The following is a 16,515-nucleotide window of genomic DNA, read 5'->3' on the forward strand; positions in this document are numbered from 1 at the left end:
AAAAAGTAAAGAATTATGATTGCATTGATAGCAGAGAAGCCCAGCGTGGCAAAGGACATCGCCCGCATCATCGGTGCGACCGGGCGTAATGACGGTTATCTTTCCGGCAACGGGTATATGGTGACATGGGCGTTCGGCCACTTAATCCAGCTTGCCATGCCGGAAGCCTACGGCGTGGCGAACTTCCGCCGGGAGAGCCTGCCCATACTGCCGCCCGATTTCCAGCTAATCCCCCGTCAGGTGAAAGCGGAGAAAGGCTACAAGGCAGACCCCGGCGTGCTGAAACAGTTGAAAGTGATAAAGGAAGTGTTCGACCAGTGCGACCGGATTATTGTCGCCACCGATGCCGGACGTGAGGGTGAGTTAATCTTCCGCTATATCTTCCATTACCTGAATTGTCGGAAACCATTTGTGCGCCTGTGGATAAGTAGCCTTACCGACAAGGCAATCCGTGAGGGGCTGGATAACTTGCAGCCGGGAGAGCGTTACGATAACCTCTACCTCTCTGCCAAGTCCCGCAGCGAAGCGGACTGGCTGATAGGGATAAACGCCACCCAAGCGTTGAGCGTTGCCGCCGGGCAGGGGGTGTTCTCGCTGGGCAGGGTGCAGACACCCACGCTCGTGATGATATGCAGCCGCTATTTGGAGAACAAGAATTTCGTACCCGCCAAGTTTTGGCAACTCAAAGCGGCGACCGCCAGCGGGGGAATAAATTTTACCGCCCAATCGACCGCCAAGTGGGAACAGCAGCCCGAAGCCATAGCCGTCCTGCAACGGGTAAAGGATGCCGGGCAACTTGTGGTTAAATCCGTTGAGAGGAAAGAAGCCTGCCAAGAACCGCCGCTTTTGTACGACCTTACCACGCTGCAAAAGGAAGCGAACACGAAGCTGAACTTCTCGGCTGACAAGACGCTTTCCATAGCGCAAAGCCTGTATGAAAAGAAAGTGATGTCCTACCCAAGAACCGGAAGCCGCTATATTCCGGAGGACGTTTTCGATGAAATGCCGGAACGTGTCGCCCTGCTGGGGCAATACCCCCGCTTTGCCGGGTATGCCGCCGGGCTGGACGGCACACCCCTGAACCGCCGCAGCGTGAATGACGGCAAAGTGACCGACCACCACGCCTTAATCATTACCGAGAACCTGCCCGGCGAACTTTCCAAAGACGAGCGGGCGGTTTACGAGCTGGTAGCCGGGCGTATGCTGGAAGCCTTTTCGGGCAAGTGCGTGAAAGACGTTACCACCGCCTTGCTGTCAGGGGGAGATACCGACTTCACGGTGAAAGGGTCTGTGATGAAAGTAACCGGGTGGCGTGCCGTGTTCGGCGAGCAGGAAACGGGCGGGGATGAAGAAGCCGCCAGCCTGCCGCCACTCCAAGAGGGAGAATATTTGCCACTCTCCGGCGTGGATCTGCTCGAAAAGCAGACCAAGCCGAAACCGCTGCACACGGAAAGCAGCCTGTTGGCGGCAATGGAGAACGCAGGCAGGGAATTGGAAGATGCCGAACTGAAAGCCAGCCTGAAAGATGCCGGGATAGGCACGCCCGCCACCCGTGCGGCGATTATCGAAACGCTGTTCGCCCGCCAGTACATCGTGCGTGAGAAGAAGAACCTTGTGCCTACCGACAAGGGGCTTGCCGTTTACAAGATAGTTAAGGACAAGAAGATTGCCGATGTCGAAATGACGGGCATGTGGGAAACCGCCCTTGCCAAGATAGAAGCGGGAAGCATGGATGCCGACACGTTCCGGAAGGGCATCGAGGTGTACGCAACGCAAATCACCGCAGAACTGCTATCGGTGCAGCTATCTGTTGCTACTGGTGAAACCTGCCCCTGCCCGAAATGCGGCAGCGGGCGCATCCTGTTCTACCCGAAAGTGGCGAAGTGTTCCAACGTGGACTGCACGCTTACCATATTCCGCAACAAGTGCGACAAGCAGCTTTCCGACAAGCAGATTGTCGAGCTGGTGACGAAACGCAAGACCGGGTTAATCAAGGGCTTCAAGGGCAAGAACGGCAAGGCTTTCGATGCTTCGCTGGTACTGGACGAGCAGTTCAATGTCGGTTTTTCATTCCCCGAAAAGAAAGCGAAACCGAAGAAATAGCCTATCTTTGCCGCTGAAATTTCATTGTGATAGGTTTTACAGCTTATAATAATTGAAATTTTAGTGGTTGCGCCCGGAGGGAAACCGGGCGCATTTTTTATATGTTCCCGCCAAACAGGTAGGTCGAACAGACCACCCCGTTATCCAGCACCCTGCTTTCCGAGAGCTTCCACAGCGAGCCGGATGTTTCCCCGACAAAACCGATGCCTTTGCCCGCCATGACCGGGACGGTGTAGATTGTCAGGCTGTCCAGCAGTCCGGCTTTAATCAATGAAGTAAGCAGCTTGCCGCCACCCACCACCAGCATGTCGGTTTCCTGTTTCAGTTCATAGACCCTTTGCAGCGGTTCTTCGGTCAGGAACTCCACCCCGCAGTCCGGCGTCACGTTGGTGTCGTAGTGTGACACCACAAAAGACCGTTTGCTTTTGTGCGGCCACCCGCCCCAGTGTTCAAAGATGTAGTTGTAGGTGTTCGCCCCCATAAGCAGGCAGCTTGCGGCGGCGTGTTCCCTTGCCGCCAGTTCCTTGACCTCACGGGGCATCCAGTCCAGTTCATAGTCCGGCGTGGCGGTATGCCCGTCCAGCGATACGGCGATGTGCGCTTTGATTTGTTCCATATTGTCAGGTATTAAAGTGATATAAATCCCTACTGTCTTGGCACGTTAGCCGCCACCCCAAAAAAGAAAGCGTGGCATGACGCTGTTTCGATGCGAGGTACTGGCATACCCAAATGTGGAAACAGTGCAGCCACGCTATGACAAACGCATAGCATATCCTGCGCTGAATATCCCCACATTTTGAAAAGTGCCAGTTTTCGCATCGGGACGTTCGGCGAACGTATATGTTATATATAAAGGCAATATTCCGGCAACCGCCGTCCAACTGCCGTTACTTTTTTCGTGTAACTTCTGCAAAGTTAAGCAAATACCCTGAAAAATCACGTGCAAACAGAAAAAATCCTGCCGTGTTATCACAACAGGGCAGGACACAAGCACCTAAAAATACACAAGTTCAGCCCATACGCCTACGGGCAGCTTGCGTTCCTTTGAAGATGATATGAACCGATGACAAAACAGCTTTGGTTCGCCGTGTCTTTGGTGATGATGTCCCTTTCCCGCATGAAGCGGATATAGCTCTTTGCGGTGCGCTCCTTGATGTCGAATACCTGCTGCAACTGCTCGCAAAGGTCTATGTAGGTGATGCGTGTCTGCCGCCCGAAGATGTCACGTGCGACATTCACCAGTTCCCTTTCCTTGCGCTTCTCCTTTTCCTCACGTGGTTTCTCGCCCTTGTACACGTGCATCCCGGCTTCCTTGTCCCAAGCAAAGAGCATCAGCGGCACGTCCAGCGGGCTTCCGTCCCTTACTTTCAGGGCTTTTACCACCGACTGGGTAGGTTCTTCGTCTTTCTCTATCGAAAGGATAGTAGCCGCCTTGCGCTGCAACTCGCTGCCCAAATGTCCCCGCAGTTTCAAACCGTTGGGGACGAAGTGCAGCACGCACAGAATACACGTGTTGTAGATACCCGCCAGCCGATAAAGTTCATCTATCACCGCCACGCTTTCCGCTTCATCGTTGGCACTCTTAACAAGGTCGGCGATGCCGTCAATGACGACCAACTGGATGCCGCCGTACTGGTAGTAGAACTTATCCATGCTTTGTACAATGGCGTTCAGGCGTTCTTTGCGTGACATACCGGTAAGACAAAACGCTTTCAGTTCATCGGGTTTGTCCGGCTGTTTGGCACGTGCCAGCAGGTTGCTTACGTTCTTGAACAGTTGCACTTCCGACTGTTCGGTGTCGTAGAGCAAGACCGCCTTGTGCCTGCCGTTGGCGGTTATCTGTATGCCCAGCGTATCTACTTCCGCACCAGCCGGGCAGATGCAGCCCGCCACGATTGCGGCTACGTAATTGCTCTTTCCCGTTCCCTCGCCCCCGGTGATGCCGAACAGGTTGCCTTGCGTTCCTAACGGAACGTCACCCGCCGAAATAATCTCTTGCGCTTTGGCGGGCGGGTTGTTGAAATCTATCTCGCACGATTTAAGCATAATCAATGTATCGCTATACAGGTTGTCTAAAAATTCGATAAACAGTTTCAGGAAATCTTCACGGGTGTTCCCGGCTTTGAAGTAGTCGGATATGTCCTTTTCCTCTTTCGTTCCCGGAAGCGGCAGCAGCAGGCGTTTCACGCCAAATTCTTCCAACAGTTTTTCCTGCTTGCATGAACTTTCCCTGCCCGTCTTGTCCATGTCAAAGAGCAGGACGATGTGTTTGAAGCGGAACGTCAGCCGATAGACCAGCGTGGGCGGTATCGTCACCGTTTCGCTGTTGAAGCAGATAGCGTGAAAACCGTGCGCCGCCAGCGAAAGCACGTCTTTCTCGCCGCCCGTGATGAATAGCGTGTCGCCTTTGGCTGGCAGTTGTTCCAGCCCGAAACAGTAGTTCTCGCCGAAGCTGCCGCCGTAGAGGAAACGGGGCGTGGAGAACGGGCGGTACAGCTTGATGTGCTGTTTGCCCTTGTAGCCGTACATGGGTTCTGCCACCGATGAAGTGTAGGTGTACGGTTTGCCCTCTGCCGTTTCACTGTTGTATTCCCGGAGCGAACAGACCTTGTAACGTTCCAGCAGTTCGGGCGTGATGCCGTACTGTTGCCAGTACACCAGTTCGGCAAGCGGGAACTTCTGTTCCCGGAACTGGTAGGGCTTGACGGGCTTTTCGGGCGTTTCTTCGGGTTTGTCCGGCACTGCCCGGCAGACGGTTGCCGGGGGAACGGAAACCGGAATGCCGGAAGCCAGCCCCAAGCCCAAATCCCGGTCGATGATTTCCAGTATCTCCACGAAGTCAGCCGCCCGGTTGCAGTCCAGCCCCTTTAACTGCCCCACGAGGAAGAAACAGTCGCCGCTGTAACTGTCGTTGCCGAAGTCCTTCATCTTGTAGATACCGCCCCGGCGGTCGAAATAGATGTTGCAGGAAGCCTTGCTGTCCTCGTACAGCGGGTTAAGGAAGTTGCGACCTATGCGCCAGTTGCCGGGCAGGTAGTGTTTGAACACCGCCAGCCCGTTACTTGTTCTTTCTAAGATTTCCTCTTTCCTTAGCATACAACTGGTGGTTGGTTATCAGGTTGTCGATGTTCTCCTTGTTGCTCCTTATCAGGCGTTCTTCCAGCATCCGGCGTATCTCGCTGACCTTGTAGAAGTAGCGTCCCCTGATGTTGGAATAGGCGATAGTTCCCGACACCCGCAGGCGTTGCAGGGTCTTTTCGCTTATTTTCAGGAACGTGCAGACCTCGTAGCTGTCCACCCACATGTCTTCCTCGCTTTGCCTTGCCGTTTCCATGTGGTTGAAGATGTAGTCGGCAATGGCGGTAATCTTGTTGTCCAGTTCCTTGTAGGCTTTGGACTCGAATGTTATTATTTCCATAACGGTAACTGATTGATTTGCCGCAAAGTTCGGGTGTCCTGAAAAATTAAACGCCACAGATGTACCCACCTGTGGCGAAATAAATTTTGTTAAAGCACGGTTGCCTAATCCTGCTCCCTCATGCGCATCAGCAACCTGTCTTTCAGGGTGGAGAGGAAGCCCGTTCGGTCTTTGGTCTTGGCTTTTAGTTCCATGTAGGTGTGGTAGAAGTCGCCGAGGTCGATGTCGAACACGTATTCAAAGTAGGCTACAATCTCCTTAATATCAACCGTCCCCTTGTTCAGACAGCCGCAGGCGTCCAGTGCGTAGATAAGTTCCACCAACGCCCTTTTCGTCCCCGTCCAGCGCAACACCTTTCCCATGAAGCCGTTCTTCACCCGCTTGCGTTGTTCCCGGCGTTCCAGCTCGTGCAGACGGTTGGTGAGGTATATTTCCAGCAGTTCGTTGGCTAAAATCTTGGCTACCTTGAAATCGTGACTGGTGCTGAACTGTGGGTCTGTTTCGTAATAGAAACTGTCCACGATGATTTGTATGTCAGGCTTCCCACGCATGAAATACTGCCTGTCCAAGTAGGTGGCTTTCGTTCGGTGGTACTGGTAGAACGCTAAGTTCCGCTGGAACGACTTTGAAATCCGGTCGGTTTCCGACAGCAGGTAGTCCCTTTGCACTTCCTCGCTGCCGCTGGGGAAGCGCACCTCTATCTTGTAAACGGTGTTGTAATAGATGATTTTGCTCGCTAAAAGCGGTTTCAGTTCCTTGAAGAAGTGTATTTCCTCTTCCGTGCTGGCGAACGGGTAGGAGATTATAAAGTTTTTGAGTTCGCCCAGTATCTCTTGCAGGTAGTCCACGCACAGGCGGCAGAGCGTCAGCGTGTCCGCTGCGGTGTCCTCGTATTCCTGTATCTGCCATTCCACTTTTTGAAGCAGTCCGGCGAAGTATGTTTCCAACGGTATCTTATGTTCCATAACCTTGTGCTTATCTTTTATGAAGCACAAAGTTACGGGCATAAAAAATCTGTTTTATTCTTGATTTTTCACATTACGTTCTTGTAACTGTGCATTTTCTTGTTTCCTGCGCTTTTCTGCGTATCTCGCCCGGTGTGTCCAGCAAGTAAGCCTTGCAGAAGTCGTTCAGGTTCGATGTCGATGCGAACCCGGTGGTGAACGCCACTTCCGTAAGCGTGAGGTTGGTGTTCTTCAGGTAGTGTTCCACGTCCTTTGCACGCTCCTTTATCACCCATTCCTTAGCCGTGTACCCGGTCATTTTCTTTACCTTCCGTCGGAACGAGCCGTATTCCATGCCGCATTTGTCCGCCAGTTGCTCGGCATCATAGACCATGTAGCCTTTCAGACGCACCATTTCGGTGAATGTCTGCCTGCCCAGCTCCGGCAGCATCCGTTCGGCGTGGCGCAGTTCCTTTTCCGTCACCAGCAGGCGGTTGTCCCTTACCGGGTTTCTCCGTAGCAGGTGGAAAGCGTGGCATACCGTGTTGTACACGTTGCAGAGGTACTGCCGTCCCGGTCGCATCCAGTGGAGCGCATCGCAGTAGGCGGTCAGTTCGGGTATCTCGTCCCGCTTGCGGTGCTGTTCCGCCAGTTCGTCCAGTATGGCGTAATGGGTGGTGGACATACCCAGCAGGATAATGATTGCCTTGTAGTCCTTGTATGCCGCCAGTGTCGGCGTTTCCGGCAGGCTTTTGAGCGTGTCGCACACGTGGGCGCACAGCCGCCCGTCCTTGCTGAACGGTTCAAGTTCCAAGTAGTTGTCCATTTTCCGGCTGTTGTGCAGCAGCCATGTTACCTTTTCGTCCAGTTCCTTGCAGGACGCTTCCAACTCCGCTTCGGGAGTGGGAAGCAATAGTGGTGTAATCCGTTGTTCCATATCTGAATAAATTGATTTGTTTCCTGTACGTTACCCGGTAGCCCATAGCCAGACCTTTTGGATTAGCCGCCAAACCACGTGATAAAGGAACATGGCGGCAAGCATAAGAAAACCTGCCCGCAGGAAATATTCTTCAATGCGTTGCCAAACGCTCGTTTTTCGTTCGGGCATCAGTATGTCCGCCACTTCCTCAAAGGTCTTGCAGGCGAAAATCACTTGCCGGAACTCGTCTGCGCTGTTCCAGCATTCTTCCTTGAACCACCGTGTCTTGGGGTATCGTTCCGCTACCAGTTCTTGCAGTTTCCGTAACGGGAACGGTTCGGGGTTGTCCCCGTACTCGTATTCAATGGAAATCACACGTCCCTGCATCCTGATACAATATCCCAACATCCCTTGCCACTTCACTTTGTGCGCCCCCTTTTCAACATATTTCGTCCCGGTTGCATCCACAACAATGTAGTTCTTCCGCTTCTTCAACAACTTGGTATTGGTCGTTGTGTACAGTTCTTCCTTGCGAAACACGTATATCATGTTGCCTTTGGGGGCAAAGCTGAATATCGGGTATTTTAGTTGGGCTTTCATTGTTAATAGTCTATTGTTTTATAAAAGCAAAATAAAGCAGGGTAACACCTGCCACAACCCCGAAAAAGATACAACCTGTAATAATGAAAGCCCAATCGAGGTAATGGAAATCAAGTTCTTCAAAAGGAATGGCGGCTTTCTTTATATATCTGTTCCATACCCATATTAGAACTTTTCCAAATCTCTTTGCTGTGATAAGGCTACTCATATTGTTCTTTGGTTTTCAAGCCGGATAAGCAGAAAATAACCGCATACTATTATTAATACTCCAATTCCCAAGCCGATAACCCAAAACAACCAACCCGGATATTGGAATATCATATCCTTGTATTTGAATTTCTTCTTTTTAATCAGTCTGTACCAAAGCCAAACTGTAATTTTCCCAAGATTATAAAAGATAGTAGGCGAACTCATTGTTTATTTAATGGTTAGCAGGGAACGACTTGCCGTTATCCTGCGTTGTTAGCTGTATCTATTTTAGAAAATCCAAATCAAAATAATATTGATTGTCATTCTTCGGATTTATGTAAATCGTTGTCATTTCATAGTGTTGCAATAGTATTTCCAATGAAACTTTTTCCTTCAAGATTACATCACTGCGAAATGTTTTTGTCTTTCCATTGTATTTGGTTGTGTACGTTACGGTGTATATTGTAGTGGACACGATTTGTTCACTATGATAAATGTCAGGGAATAAATAGCCACTGACACCATTCCAAAATTGGATTTCCCATGTATGGAATATCCGAAAGATAGGCTCTTGCATCCTTGATTTCTTGGTATTCCATTTCTGTGTAGTGACTTTACATTGGTTTAAATCAACAAATAATTGTATTCCATACCTTTTTATTTGTTTTGTAGCCTGTTTTACTCTATATTTATAAATAGTATCACCAATAAGTCCGGAATTTAACCAAACAACCAATAAGATAGCTCCTGATATTCCAATAGCATACCATTTTGCAGCAAAGCAAATGCCCACACCGAATACATAAATCCAAATAAAAATAAATCCAAGTATTCTCAATATTTTATTCTCATAGATTTTCATGTCATATAATTACATCTAATGGTTTGGAAAGGAACACCATTCAGGGGTTATCTTTCCTTGTTACCAATGAATTTACTTTTATATATAGCGTACTCTACTGTGTAAGTAGCCAGCTTCACGCCCAAGAACATACCTACAAGCAATATATATGCTACTAAGCAATATTGATTATACAAGAGGTCTTTTAAGAATACAGGTATCAATAAGGCTATGATTGTAGCGTTCTGAAACCACTTCTGTACTTTCAATAAGAGGTTAATGTATAAATGATTTCCTATGTAATTGAACCCCCATTTATAATTATGCTGTTTCAGATAAGATAGTGAAAACCACAATCCTACAAGTGAAGCAATAAGGGCTACTCGCCACCATGCTCCCATGTATGGGAACATACCTTTTAAGAATGTCAGCAAAACAATACCTATTATGCTACATTCATATACTATTCTTACTTTTGTTACATCATTCATATATGTACGCTATTTGTTGGTAATGGTTAGCAGGGAACGGCTCGTCCGTTATCCTGCGTTGTTATCAACCAGTTCTATACTCAATATTTATCTGCAACTTCAAATTCACCGATTGTTTGTGTGCAGATGTCAATGTACGGAATAGTCTTGACTATCTTGATGTTTTCAATGTCCTCACTTCCTCCCATAGCCAACAGTAGGGAATACCCGAAACATTCGTCATTGTCGGGAGTTCCGAGTTTCTCTTGTATTACAGGATAATTTTCTAAGTCAAACCAACCTTTCAAGAAACTTTGATTTACCATTACCTTATTAAAAATTGCACGAAGATTGGCAGGAAGTATTAAATATGTTCCGTATCTGACATTCAGATAAACAACGTAATTATTCAGTCTTGGGTTCTTTACATAGGCAAAGACATCGCCGAAAGCCGTACACATGAATGGCAGAAACGATTTGTCATCTTCCTTCTCATAACAGGAGTTTATCACATCTTGGTAATCGGACGGATTGATAAGCTTAAACAGCCCATTACAATAACTGCCCAGCCCGACTTCCTGCCATAAAGTATTCAGTTCGGGGTAGGACAAATCGGCGTATTTGGCAATAAAAGTATCATCTACTGCCTGCCTCTTATTATTGAGGCTCTTTTCTAAAAATTCTTCGTACATATTTATGCGCTTTATGGTTGATAATGGCTTGGCGGGGAACGGCGTTAGTCCGTTATCCCGGCTTGTTATGAACTTACTTTACCCCTTGTGCCTTTTATAATTTGCATAGCGAGCATTTAGAGTGTCCCGCCATTCTTGGCTTGGGCAAGAGTTTATTAACTGAATATACTTATTCTCATCATCAACGCAAACAGACTCTACAAGTTTTAATAAACTCCACTGCAAATCATAAAAAGCATTTTCAGGAAAGATTTGTACCAACACCATAGCTTCATCAAATGATATGGGAAGTTGTATTTGTTCTAATAAGGCATCATAAGTATTTACTAATTCATCAATACTCTCTGTATCATTGATGCTTTCATTAGGCATACGACCCAAATCTTTCAACTGTAAAATTTCATTTCTCATATCGTGTACTCTAATTGTTCATAATGGTTCAGCAGGGAACGGCTTGTCCGTTATCCTGCTTCGTTAATGGTAAATTATATTTTTCCCTGTCTGTGCAATGCCTCTATGAAAAAGCAAGTAAAGGTTGCCACTATATATACAGTAAGTGCCCACACTCCAACTTTACGTTGCACAGAGTTTTCATCCTCATACTTGGTTATAATTCTTCTGTACCTTTTCTTGAAGAAAAATCTGCCACACAGCAATGCTATTAAACTGCCTTCAATGATATAGTATTGAGTATCGGACGGATAATCAATGATTCCGTATTGGGTTAATATACCCCATGCGGTTAATACATTTGTACTTAACATGACCGAAAACAAAAGCATTGCCAAAAATGTGGCTCCTTCCGATACAGAAGAATGAAGCCATAATCTATAAAACCTATAATATAAATAGTCTATCATATACCTTATTACCATTAATGGCTAAGCGGGGAACGCTGTTAGGCGTTATCACGCTTTGTTAGCAATATTTTTACTTCTAAATTCTTTTAATTTCTTTTCAATAAAAGCAAAGTCATTGATTGCTTTAATCCCGTCTTTTGCTCTATCGTATTTTTGTCGCCATTTTCTAATGCCATACAGATAAAACTTTAATCCCTCTTCCGTTAAATCTCCAATTTTTATTTCAGTATTATCTGTAGGCTTTTCTCCTTTTTTTAGTATTTCTTTAGTTGTCAATCCATTATCTTGTAAGAAATGGATGATATTTTCAAAAAAGATAATTTGCTCTGTTTTGAATTTATCAGTTAAGGGTGGTATAGACTTCATTTGAGTAAACCATCCTAATTTTGATATTATCTCGTCTTTATCCATATTTCAAATTTTATTGCTAATGGCTTGACAAGGAGCTGCGTTCAGCAGCTATCTTGGCTCGTTAATAATAATTACAATGTTATTCGTATAAAAGATTCACATTTAGCAGAGGAATACTTTCTTTTAAGCACCCCTCGCTTCTATGAATTAGAAATGAAACTAATACTGTTTCAAATTCAGAATCTTCAAGGATATAAGGAGTTAAGTGTGCTATTTTTCCTTTGCCATTCAATGATATTTTAGTCCATTCTTTTTGTGTAAATTCCGGCCACGTCCTTAATTCGTAGCCCGGAATTAAACTCAACTCTCTTATGTCTTCCTTGATGTAAAAGCGACCCTCTTGCTTATACTCTCGCCCCAATAAAGGACGGATAGAATCAACATTTTCAGAACTGTAAATCGGATAAGAATAGGGATGAATACCCCAAGTTATCATGATTATTTCTTGGCTGAACAGTTCATCGATTAGCTCTGTATTGGAAAATTCGTCTATTAAGTCCAACTTCCGATTGCCATATTTTCGAGTTATTATTTCTTCCATTTTTGCTAAGTCCACAAGAATGAAGCCGAGATAATCATAAGAATCAAAGTATTTGTCAGATATAGAGTAAACCAAATTTTCATTTAGTTTCATTTCTGAAAAATAGAAGTAAATAGTGATAATTTCAACAGGTATTGGAAGAACATCAATAGCGGGCAAGGTGTGAACAGGCTTGTCCTTAAAAATCTTAACACCTATATTAAATTCTCCTTGTAAGCTAAAATCTATTTTATGTTCAGACAAACTACTATTCGGAGAAAGCAATCGTATATCTGACTTATCATTTATATAGACTTTCCCAAAATAAGTTTGATTTATTAGTTCGCCTAAAATGGAATCACTAAAGGTTAATTGGTTTTCAACCTTTTCAAACACACATCTAACATTATATTGACCTGATATACGATTCATGACATCAGGAATAGTACAACTAATCCGGTCAATACATAGCTGTAAATTGGCAATTAAATCGTTGCCACCTCTAAATGCTATTGTTTTTATTCTTTCCATTTTATGTGAATCTTTTTTTACGAACTCAATTATTATTAATGGTTTGGTGAGGAACAGCGTTAAGCTGTTATCTCGACCTTGTTAGTTGCTGACTATATTTACTTAATGATTTCAATGTCTTGAATAGGTATATAACCTATAGGAGCATTAAAAATGGAATTTATTTTGCACCAGTCATTTGTTAAATTACTTATGACAACAGGCATTCCAAAATTGACTGCTATACCATCTTCGCCTTTGGTAGTTTTTTCTCCATTAGGCAAAGAATAAATGTAAGAACTGCATAGTATGGCACTATTTCCAACTTGTGGCGTAAAAATCGTCCTTTTAGCATTTGGAGGGCTTTGTAATATTATATTATACTGAGCTTCCATGCATTTCGTAGATAAGAATAGGTATGCTTCAAAACAGTCATTACATTCATTCTCTTCAGGAAAATGCTCTATATGAAAACCCGGAGCGTCAGCATACAACTTTCCGTGAGTTTCATCTCCTCTATTATATACCCCATATATCAATCGCCCATTAGAATCATAATATGCGATACTATGCAATGCACCCCCGTCAGCCCATCGCTTAAATACTTTCCTAATATTGTTATCGCTATCGAAATACATAGTGAACAATATATTGGCATTCTTAATTTGACCATCATCTAAGATTTTGTATGAATGGATTTGATCAAATTCCATATATTCATCCTCTATTACTTTTCCTAAACTATCTAAAGGAACAAGGTATGCAATTCTCAAAGGCATTTTGTTTATTGCATCAATCTCTGTTTGAATAGTTTCCTTATAGTTTTGTGCAAAAATATAAGGTGAAAGCAAGAATAAAACATAAAGTATAATTACTCTTTTCATATTGCAACTAATTTATTTATAACCGCACCTTATGGTGTCGTTCCTACACTTCTATAACTGCACCTCACGAATTATCCAGTGTATCAAGAGGATTAGGGATTTTTGCTTTATGGGCACTTGACACATGAAGATAAATGGTTGTGGTCTTGATGTCGTTGTGTCCCAGCAATTCCTGTATCGTGTGCAGGTCTGTTCCCTGTTCCAGCAAGTGTGTGGCAAAGGAGTGGCGCAGCATGTGTACGTGTACACGGTGTTTGATGCCTGCACGATGTGCGGCTTCTTTCAGCACTTTCACCAATGCACTTGCCGAATATTGCTCTCCGGGTGTTTCGCCCTCAAACAACCATTTTTGTGGGCGATATTCCCGGAAGTAGTGCCGTAGTTCTTCCAGCAACTTGGGTGAAAGGAGCGAATAACGGCATTTCTTCCCCTTGCCCATAATGCGAACCGACATTGTTTCACTGTTGATGTCCTGCGGGGTCAGGTTAAGCAATTCGCTTCTTCTAAGTCCGGCAGAGTAAACCAACGAAATCATGCAGTGATGCTTGATGTTGGAAATTTGTGCAAGGATGCGCTTAATTTCATTCTTGCTCAACACTTCGGGCAGGCTCTTGTACTCTTTGGCACGGGTGATACCGCCGTAGTATTGCCGTTTGCCGCCTTTCACCTGTTCGTAATAGAACTTGATAGCATTGATGCGCATATTCTGTTGCGACACCGAGATTTTCTTCTCGTTCACAAGATAGAGTATGTACTTGTTGATGTCCGGCACTTTCAGGCGGTCGATGTTCCGTCCCTTGTGATATTCCATGAAGTCGCTGAAATAGGCACGGTATGTTTTGACGGTCGAGGGGCTGTAACGCTTCTGTTCCAGCAGTTCGAGGTAGCCTTTCGGCAGTGTGTATTCCCTTTTAGGTTTGGGATGCCGCACGTAAACCCGGCTGTAATCAATATAGGCGTGGGGCGAATAGCGGTCGTAGAAATCCGGCAGGCTGAAAGCGGCTGATGCCATGTATGCAGAGCCGTTGCCAGCCATTTCCATACCCGTGTCTTGGGCGAGCAGTTGGGTTACAGCCTGACTGTTCGCATATTCTATCCGTATGTAGTCTGCACCGTCCCTTGTTTCTTTGTGTAGCACGATGCTTCCTCTTTGTTTCTGAACCTTATCCATGTCGCTGAATTTTGCTTCATGCTCCAAAGATAAAACAAAAACGCCACATTTTGAACATACGTTCAAAAATAATAGAAGTTAAAAAAACAAAACTGTATCAGGCTTTAAGCAGCGAATAGATATAGCGAAAGTTTTCTGCCAGTTCGTCCACGTTTAGACCGTTCAGAAATGCTTGTTCGTATGACAGTCCTAAAAACATTTGCCGGAACATGGTAGCCGTTTTCTTCACGTCCGTGTCGTTTCTGATTTCCCCGCTGTTTTTTGCTTTTTGTATGACTTTCTCCCATAGGTCATAGTCTTGTCGGTAGATTTTCTCAATTTTCTGCCTGATGCCCGGATAGTACATACGCACTTGTGACAGGAAATGAAAGTAGTAGAAGTTAGGGCTACAATCATGCGGGCTGCTATTATCGTCAATCAGTTCAACAATCCTTTTCATGGAAGCGGCTACCCCCGCCACGTATTGCCCGATGAACTTCTCCAACGTATCGGCAGGAGCGGCAAACTTGTTTCCCGGTTCGTGCATTTTTAGCACGTATTTGTCTGCCACAGCCATGAATAAATCCAGCTTGTGCGGAAAATAATAAACGATGCCCGTTTTTGTCACTCCGCAGGCTTTGGCAAGCGTGATGATGCTTGCTTTCTCGTAGTTCATCCTGACAAATACTCCGAACGCTTTATCTATTACTTCTTCACGGTTAGTTATTATCATACACGTTTGTTTTTAATCGGTTACGAAGATACGGATTTTGTTTTAACCATTTGTACCCCAGTGCTTTTTTTTAGTGCAAGGTGCAAGTATATATTTATATATATAGCTTGCACCTTGCACTAACCCAAAAATATTTATTATCAGATATTTGCGAGTTTCAAAAGAATGCCGTATCTTTGAACCCGAAAGTTAGGCAGACAAACAGCGGTCAAAGTTGGACAGGCTTAACGGTTGAAAATCGTTACTGTTTCGTTACCTATTTGAAATTTTGAAAGCAAAGTAGCTGAAATATAAGCGGTTAGAGTTATAGGTTCAAAACCCTGTCTTTCCGCAGAACCTACTGAACAAAACAAGAGAGTAAGTGGACAAAAACCTACAAATCGCTGATTTGTAGGTTTTTTTATTGCTTATAAGTCTTGTCTCCAATGCCTTATCAGAAGAAAATTCGGCTCACCCGATAATCAGTGGGGGTATCTTCAGGCTCATCTATATTTCATTTCAGCCGGCAACCTAAGACAAGTCGACCTACAGAAATATAGAAGTCGGCCAACAGATGAGATCATGGGATAACCATTGCCATATAAATCGCTGTCTTATATCCTGTTAATCAACAGGCCAACTCACTTGAGAAAGGCTTCCCAAGTGAATAACTAACCACTTCCAGACTCGTAAGCTTACGGCTACCCCCAGCCGTAAGTTATTCACTTGACAAGCCGTAAGTTATTCACCTGACAAGGCATAAATTATACATTAACCGTCTCTTCCCCGATGGTTATCGGGAAATGGCAGAGGAACTATAGATACAAGTGGCCCATTTGTCTTTTTGACAACTTGTAATCTGAAGTCCCGGAGAATCGATTATTCCGTACCCAAGTGAGTCTCGCTTCCAAATTCGAGAGAAAAAAACAGCAATTCTCTGTTTGATAGCTGTTTGCTGAAAAATGGCCTTTCGTTCCAGCCGAAATAATTCACCCTAGTTCATGTTTTACGGTCGTAAGGCGGTAAAAATGCCCAACGCTACCGCATCTGAGGGCCGATGCCTATATATGTGTAGGCTTACGCCACTATATGTGTAGCTTGACGCGACTATATGTGTGGGTTGACACTGCTATATGTGTGAGTTGATACAGCTATATGTGTAGGTTGATACGTATATATTCGTTAAAAAGCGACGTTTATCGTGTTAAAAAGCGGTTGTGGCAGCTTGTTCGCGCTCCCCGTTTACGCTCGTTGGCTTTTATAGCCAGAGAGCCGTGTCGTGAAAAAGAAGG

17 protein-coding genes are annotated in these 16,515 nt (G+C 45.2%); 1 reads left to right on the top strand and 16 read right to left on the bottom strand.

What is annotated here, in order from left to right:
* Positions 1-15: 15 nt before the first annotated feature.
* On the top strand, positions 16-2,103 hold the full coding sequence (topB, locus tag DWY79_RS10330; RefSeq protein WP_117887885.1) for a type IA DNA topoisomerase: 2,088 nt from the start codon (positions 16-18) through the stop codon (positions 2,101-2,103).
* Between the two features lie 97 nt (positions 2,104-2,200).
* Here the strand turns inward: topB and DWY79_RS10335 are convergent, their stop codons facing one another.
* The 16 genes from DWY79_RS10335 to DWY79_RS10425 all read right to left on the bottom strand — a co-directional run bounded on the left by DWY79_RS10335 (position 2,201) and on the right by DWY79_RS10425 (position 15,244).
* On the bottom strand, positions 2,201-2,719 hold the full coding sequence (locus DWY79_RS10335; RefSeq protein ID WP_004326099.1) for a dihydrofolate reductase family protein: 519 nt from the start codon (positions 2,717-2,719) through the stop codon (positions 2,201-2,203).
* A 407-nt stretch (positions 2,720-3,126) separates the two neighbouring features.
* Positions 3,127-5,199: a bifunctional DNA primase/helicase gene (locus tag DWY79_RS10345; RefSeq protein WP_117887886.1), complete on the bottom strand. Its 2,073-nt coding sequence runs from the start codon at positions 5,197-5,199 to the stop codon at positions 3,127-3,129.
* Positions 5,162-5,521, bottom strand: coding sequence for a helix-turn-helix domain-containing protein (locus tag DWY79_RS10350; protein WP_011202389.1), 360 nt, complete (start codon positions 5,519-5,521; stop codon positions 5,162-5,164). The genes DWY79_RS10345 and DWY79_RS10350 overlap by 38 nt, the downstream gene beginning before the upstream one ends.
* A gap of 104 nt (positions 5,522-5,625) precedes the next feature.
* Positions 5,626-6,528 (bottom strand): RteC domain-containing protein, encoded by a 903-nt coding sequence (locus DWY79_RS10355; protein WP_004326095.1) that lies wholly within the window; start codon positions 6,526-6,528, stop codon positions 5,626-5,628.
* Between the two features lie 31 nt (positions 6,529-6,559).
* Positions 6,560-7,402 carry an AraC family transcriptional regulator gene (locus tag DWY79_RS10360; RefSeq protein WP_117721670.1) on the bottom strand — a complete coding sequence of 281 codons (843 nt, stop codon included), beginning with the start codon at positions 7,400-7,402 and terminating at the stop codon, positions 6,560-6,562.
* Between the two features lie 30 nt (positions 7,403-7,432).
* Positions 7,433-7,984: a hypothetical protein gene (locus tag DWY79_RS10365; RefSeq protein ID WP_117721671.1), complete on the bottom strand. Its 552-nt coding sequence runs from the start codon at positions 7,982-7,984 to the stop codon at positions 7,433-7,435.
* Between the two features lie 10 nt (positions 7,985-7,994).
* Positions 7,995-8,192, bottom strand: a complete 198-nt coding sequence (locus tag DWY79_RS10370; RefSeq protein WP_117721672.1) for a hypothetical protein — start codon at positions 8,190-8,192, stop codon at positions 7,995-7,997.
* A gap of 264 nt (positions 8,193-8,456) precedes the next feature.
* On the bottom strand, positions 8,457-9,035 hold the full coding sequence (locus DWY79_RS10380; protein ID WP_117721674.1) for a hypothetical protein: 579 nt from the start codon (positions 9,033-9,035) through the stop codon (positions 8,457-8,459).
* Positions 9,036-9,082: 47 nt separating this feature from the next.
* Positions 9,083-9,505, bottom strand: coding sequence for a hypothetical protein (locus DWY79_RS10385; RefSeq protein WP_004329681.1), 423 nt, complete (start codon positions 9,503-9,505; stop codon positions 9,083-9,085).
* An 80-nt stretch (positions 9,506-9,585) separates the two neighbouring features.
* A complete protein-coding gene (locus DWY79_RS10390; protein WP_032535959.1) occupies positions 9,586-10,176 on the bottom strand; it encodes a T6SS immunity protein Tdi1 domain-containing protein in 591 nt (196 codons plus the stop codon).
* Between the two features lie 78 nt (positions 10,177-10,254).
* A complete protein-coding gene (locus tag DWY79_RS10395) occupies positions 10,255-10,587 on the bottom strand; it encodes a hypothetical protein (RefSeq protein WP_032535954.1) in 333 nt (110 codons plus the stop codon).
* A gap of 497 nt (positions 10,588-11,084) precedes the next feature.
* Positions 11,085-11,447 carry a hypothetical protein gene (locus tag DWY79_RS10405; protein WP_004328536.1) on the bottom strand — a complete coding sequence of 121 codons (363 nt, stop codon included), beginning with the start codon at positions 11,445-11,447 and terminating at the stop codon, positions 11,085-11,087.
* Between the two features lie 79 nt (positions 11,448-11,526).
* Positions 11,527-12,498, bottom strand: coding sequence for a hypothetical protein (locus DWY79_RS10410; RefSeq protein ID WP_122369315.1), 972 nt, complete (start codon positions 12,496-12,498; stop codon positions 11,527-11,529).
* A gap of 98 nt (positions 12,499-12,596) precedes the next feature.
* Complete coding sequence (locus DWY79_RS10415) at positions 12,597-13,361, bottom strand: hypothetical protein (protein WP_117721676.1); 765 nt, start codon at positions 13,359-13,361, stop codon at positions 12,597-12,599.
* Positions 13,362-13,425: 64 nt separating this feature from the next.
* Positions 13,426-14,532, bottom strand: a complete 1,107-nt coding sequence (locus tag DWY79_RS10420) for a site-specific integrase (protein WP_065540254.1) — start codon at positions 14,530-14,532, stop codon at positions 13,426-13,428.
* A gap of 97 nt (positions 14,533-14,629) precedes the next feature.
* The gene (locus tag DWY79_RS10425; RefSeq protein WP_065537820.1) at positions 14,630-15,244 is read right to left on the bottom strand and encodes a TetR/AcrR family transcriptional regulator; all 615 of its coding nucleotides are present in this window, start codon (positions 15,242-15,244) and stop codon (positions 14,630-14,632) included.
* Positions 15,245-16,515 lie beyond the last annotated feature (1,271 nt).

Origin of the sequence: Parabacteroides sp. AF27-14 (assembly GCF_003635425.1) — a bacterium.
Lineage (GTDB): Bacteria > Bacteroidota > Bacteroidia > Bacteroidales > Tannerellaceae > Parabacteroides > Parabacteroides distasonis.

What these genes read in the sequence shown, in the direction of transcription:
- DWY79_RS10390 (WP_032535959.1), bottom strand. Translation starts at nt 10,176, where the DNA reads ATGTACGAAGAATTTTTAGAAAAGAGCCTCAATAATAAGAGGCAGGCA.
- DWY79_RS10355 (WP_004326095.1), bottom strand. Translation starts at nt 6,528, where the DNA reads ATGCCCGTAACTTTGTGCTTCATAAAAGATAAGCACAAGGTTATGGAA.
- DWY79_RS10350 (WP_011202389.1), bottom strand. Translation starts at nt 5,521, where the DNA reads ATGGAAATAATAACATTCGAGTCCAAAGCCTACAAGGAACTGGACAAC.
- DWY79_RS10380 (WP_117721674.1), bottom strand. Translation starts at nt 9,035, where the DNA reads ATGAAAATCTATGAGAATAAAATATTGAGAATACTTGGATTTATTTTT.
- DWY79_RS10395 (WP_032535954.1), bottom strand. Translation starts at nt 10,587, where the DNA reads ATGAGAAATGAAATTTTACAGTTGAAAGATTTGGGTCGTATGCCTAAT.
- DWY79_RS10410 (WP_122369315.1), bottom strand. Translation starts at nt 12,498, where the DNA reads ATGGAAAGAATAAAAACAATAGCATTTAGAGGTGGCAACGATTTAATT.
- DWY79_RS10415 (WP_117721676.1), bottom strand. Translation starts at nt 13,361, where the DNA reads ATGAAAAGAGTAATTATACTTTATGTTTTATTCTTGCTTTCACCTTAT.
- DWY79_RS10345 (WP_117887886.1), bottom strand. Translation starts at nt 5,199, where the DNA reads ATGCTAAGGAAAGAGGAAATCTTAGAAAGAACAAGTAACGGGCTGGCG.
- DWY79_RS10420 (WP_065540254.1), bottom strand. Translation starts at nt 14,532, where the DNA reads ATGGATAAGGTTCAGAAACAAAGAGGAAGCATCGTGCTACACAAAGAA.
- topB (WP_117887885.1), top strand. Translation starts at nt 16, where the DNA reads ATGATTGCATTGATAGCAGAGAAGCCCAGCGTGGCAAAGGACATCGCC.
- DWY79_RS10385 (WP_004329681.1), bottom strand. Translation starts at nt 9,505, where the DNA reads ATGAATGATGTAACAAAAGTAAGAATAGTATATGAATGTAGCATAATA.
- DWY79_RS10360 (WP_117721670.1), bottom strand. Translation starts at nt 7,402, where the DNA reads ATGGAACAACGGATTACACCACTATTGCTTCCCACTCCCGAAGCGGAG.
- DWY79_RS10425 (WP_065537820.1), bottom strand. Translation starts at nt 15,244, where the DNA reads ATGATAATAACTAACCGTGAAGAAGTAATAGATAAAGCGTTCGGAGTA.
- DWY79_RS10405 (WP_004328536.1), bottom strand. Translation starts at nt 11,447, where the DNA reads ATGGATAAAGACGAGATAATATCAAAATTAGGATGGTTTACTCAAATG.
- DWY79_RS10365 (WP_117721671.1), bottom strand. Translation starts at nt 7,984, where the DNA reads ATGAAAGCCCAACTAAAATACCCGATATTCAGCTTTGCCCCCAAAGGC.
- DWY79_RS10335 (WP_004326099.1), bottom strand. Translation starts at nt 2,719, where the DNA reads ATGGAACAAATCAAAGCGCACATCGCCGTATCGCTGGACGGGCATACC.
- DWY79_RS10370 (WP_117721672.1), bottom strand. Translation starts at nt 8,192, where the DNA reads ATGAGTAGCCTTATCACAGCAAAGAGATTTGGAAAAGTTCTAATATGG.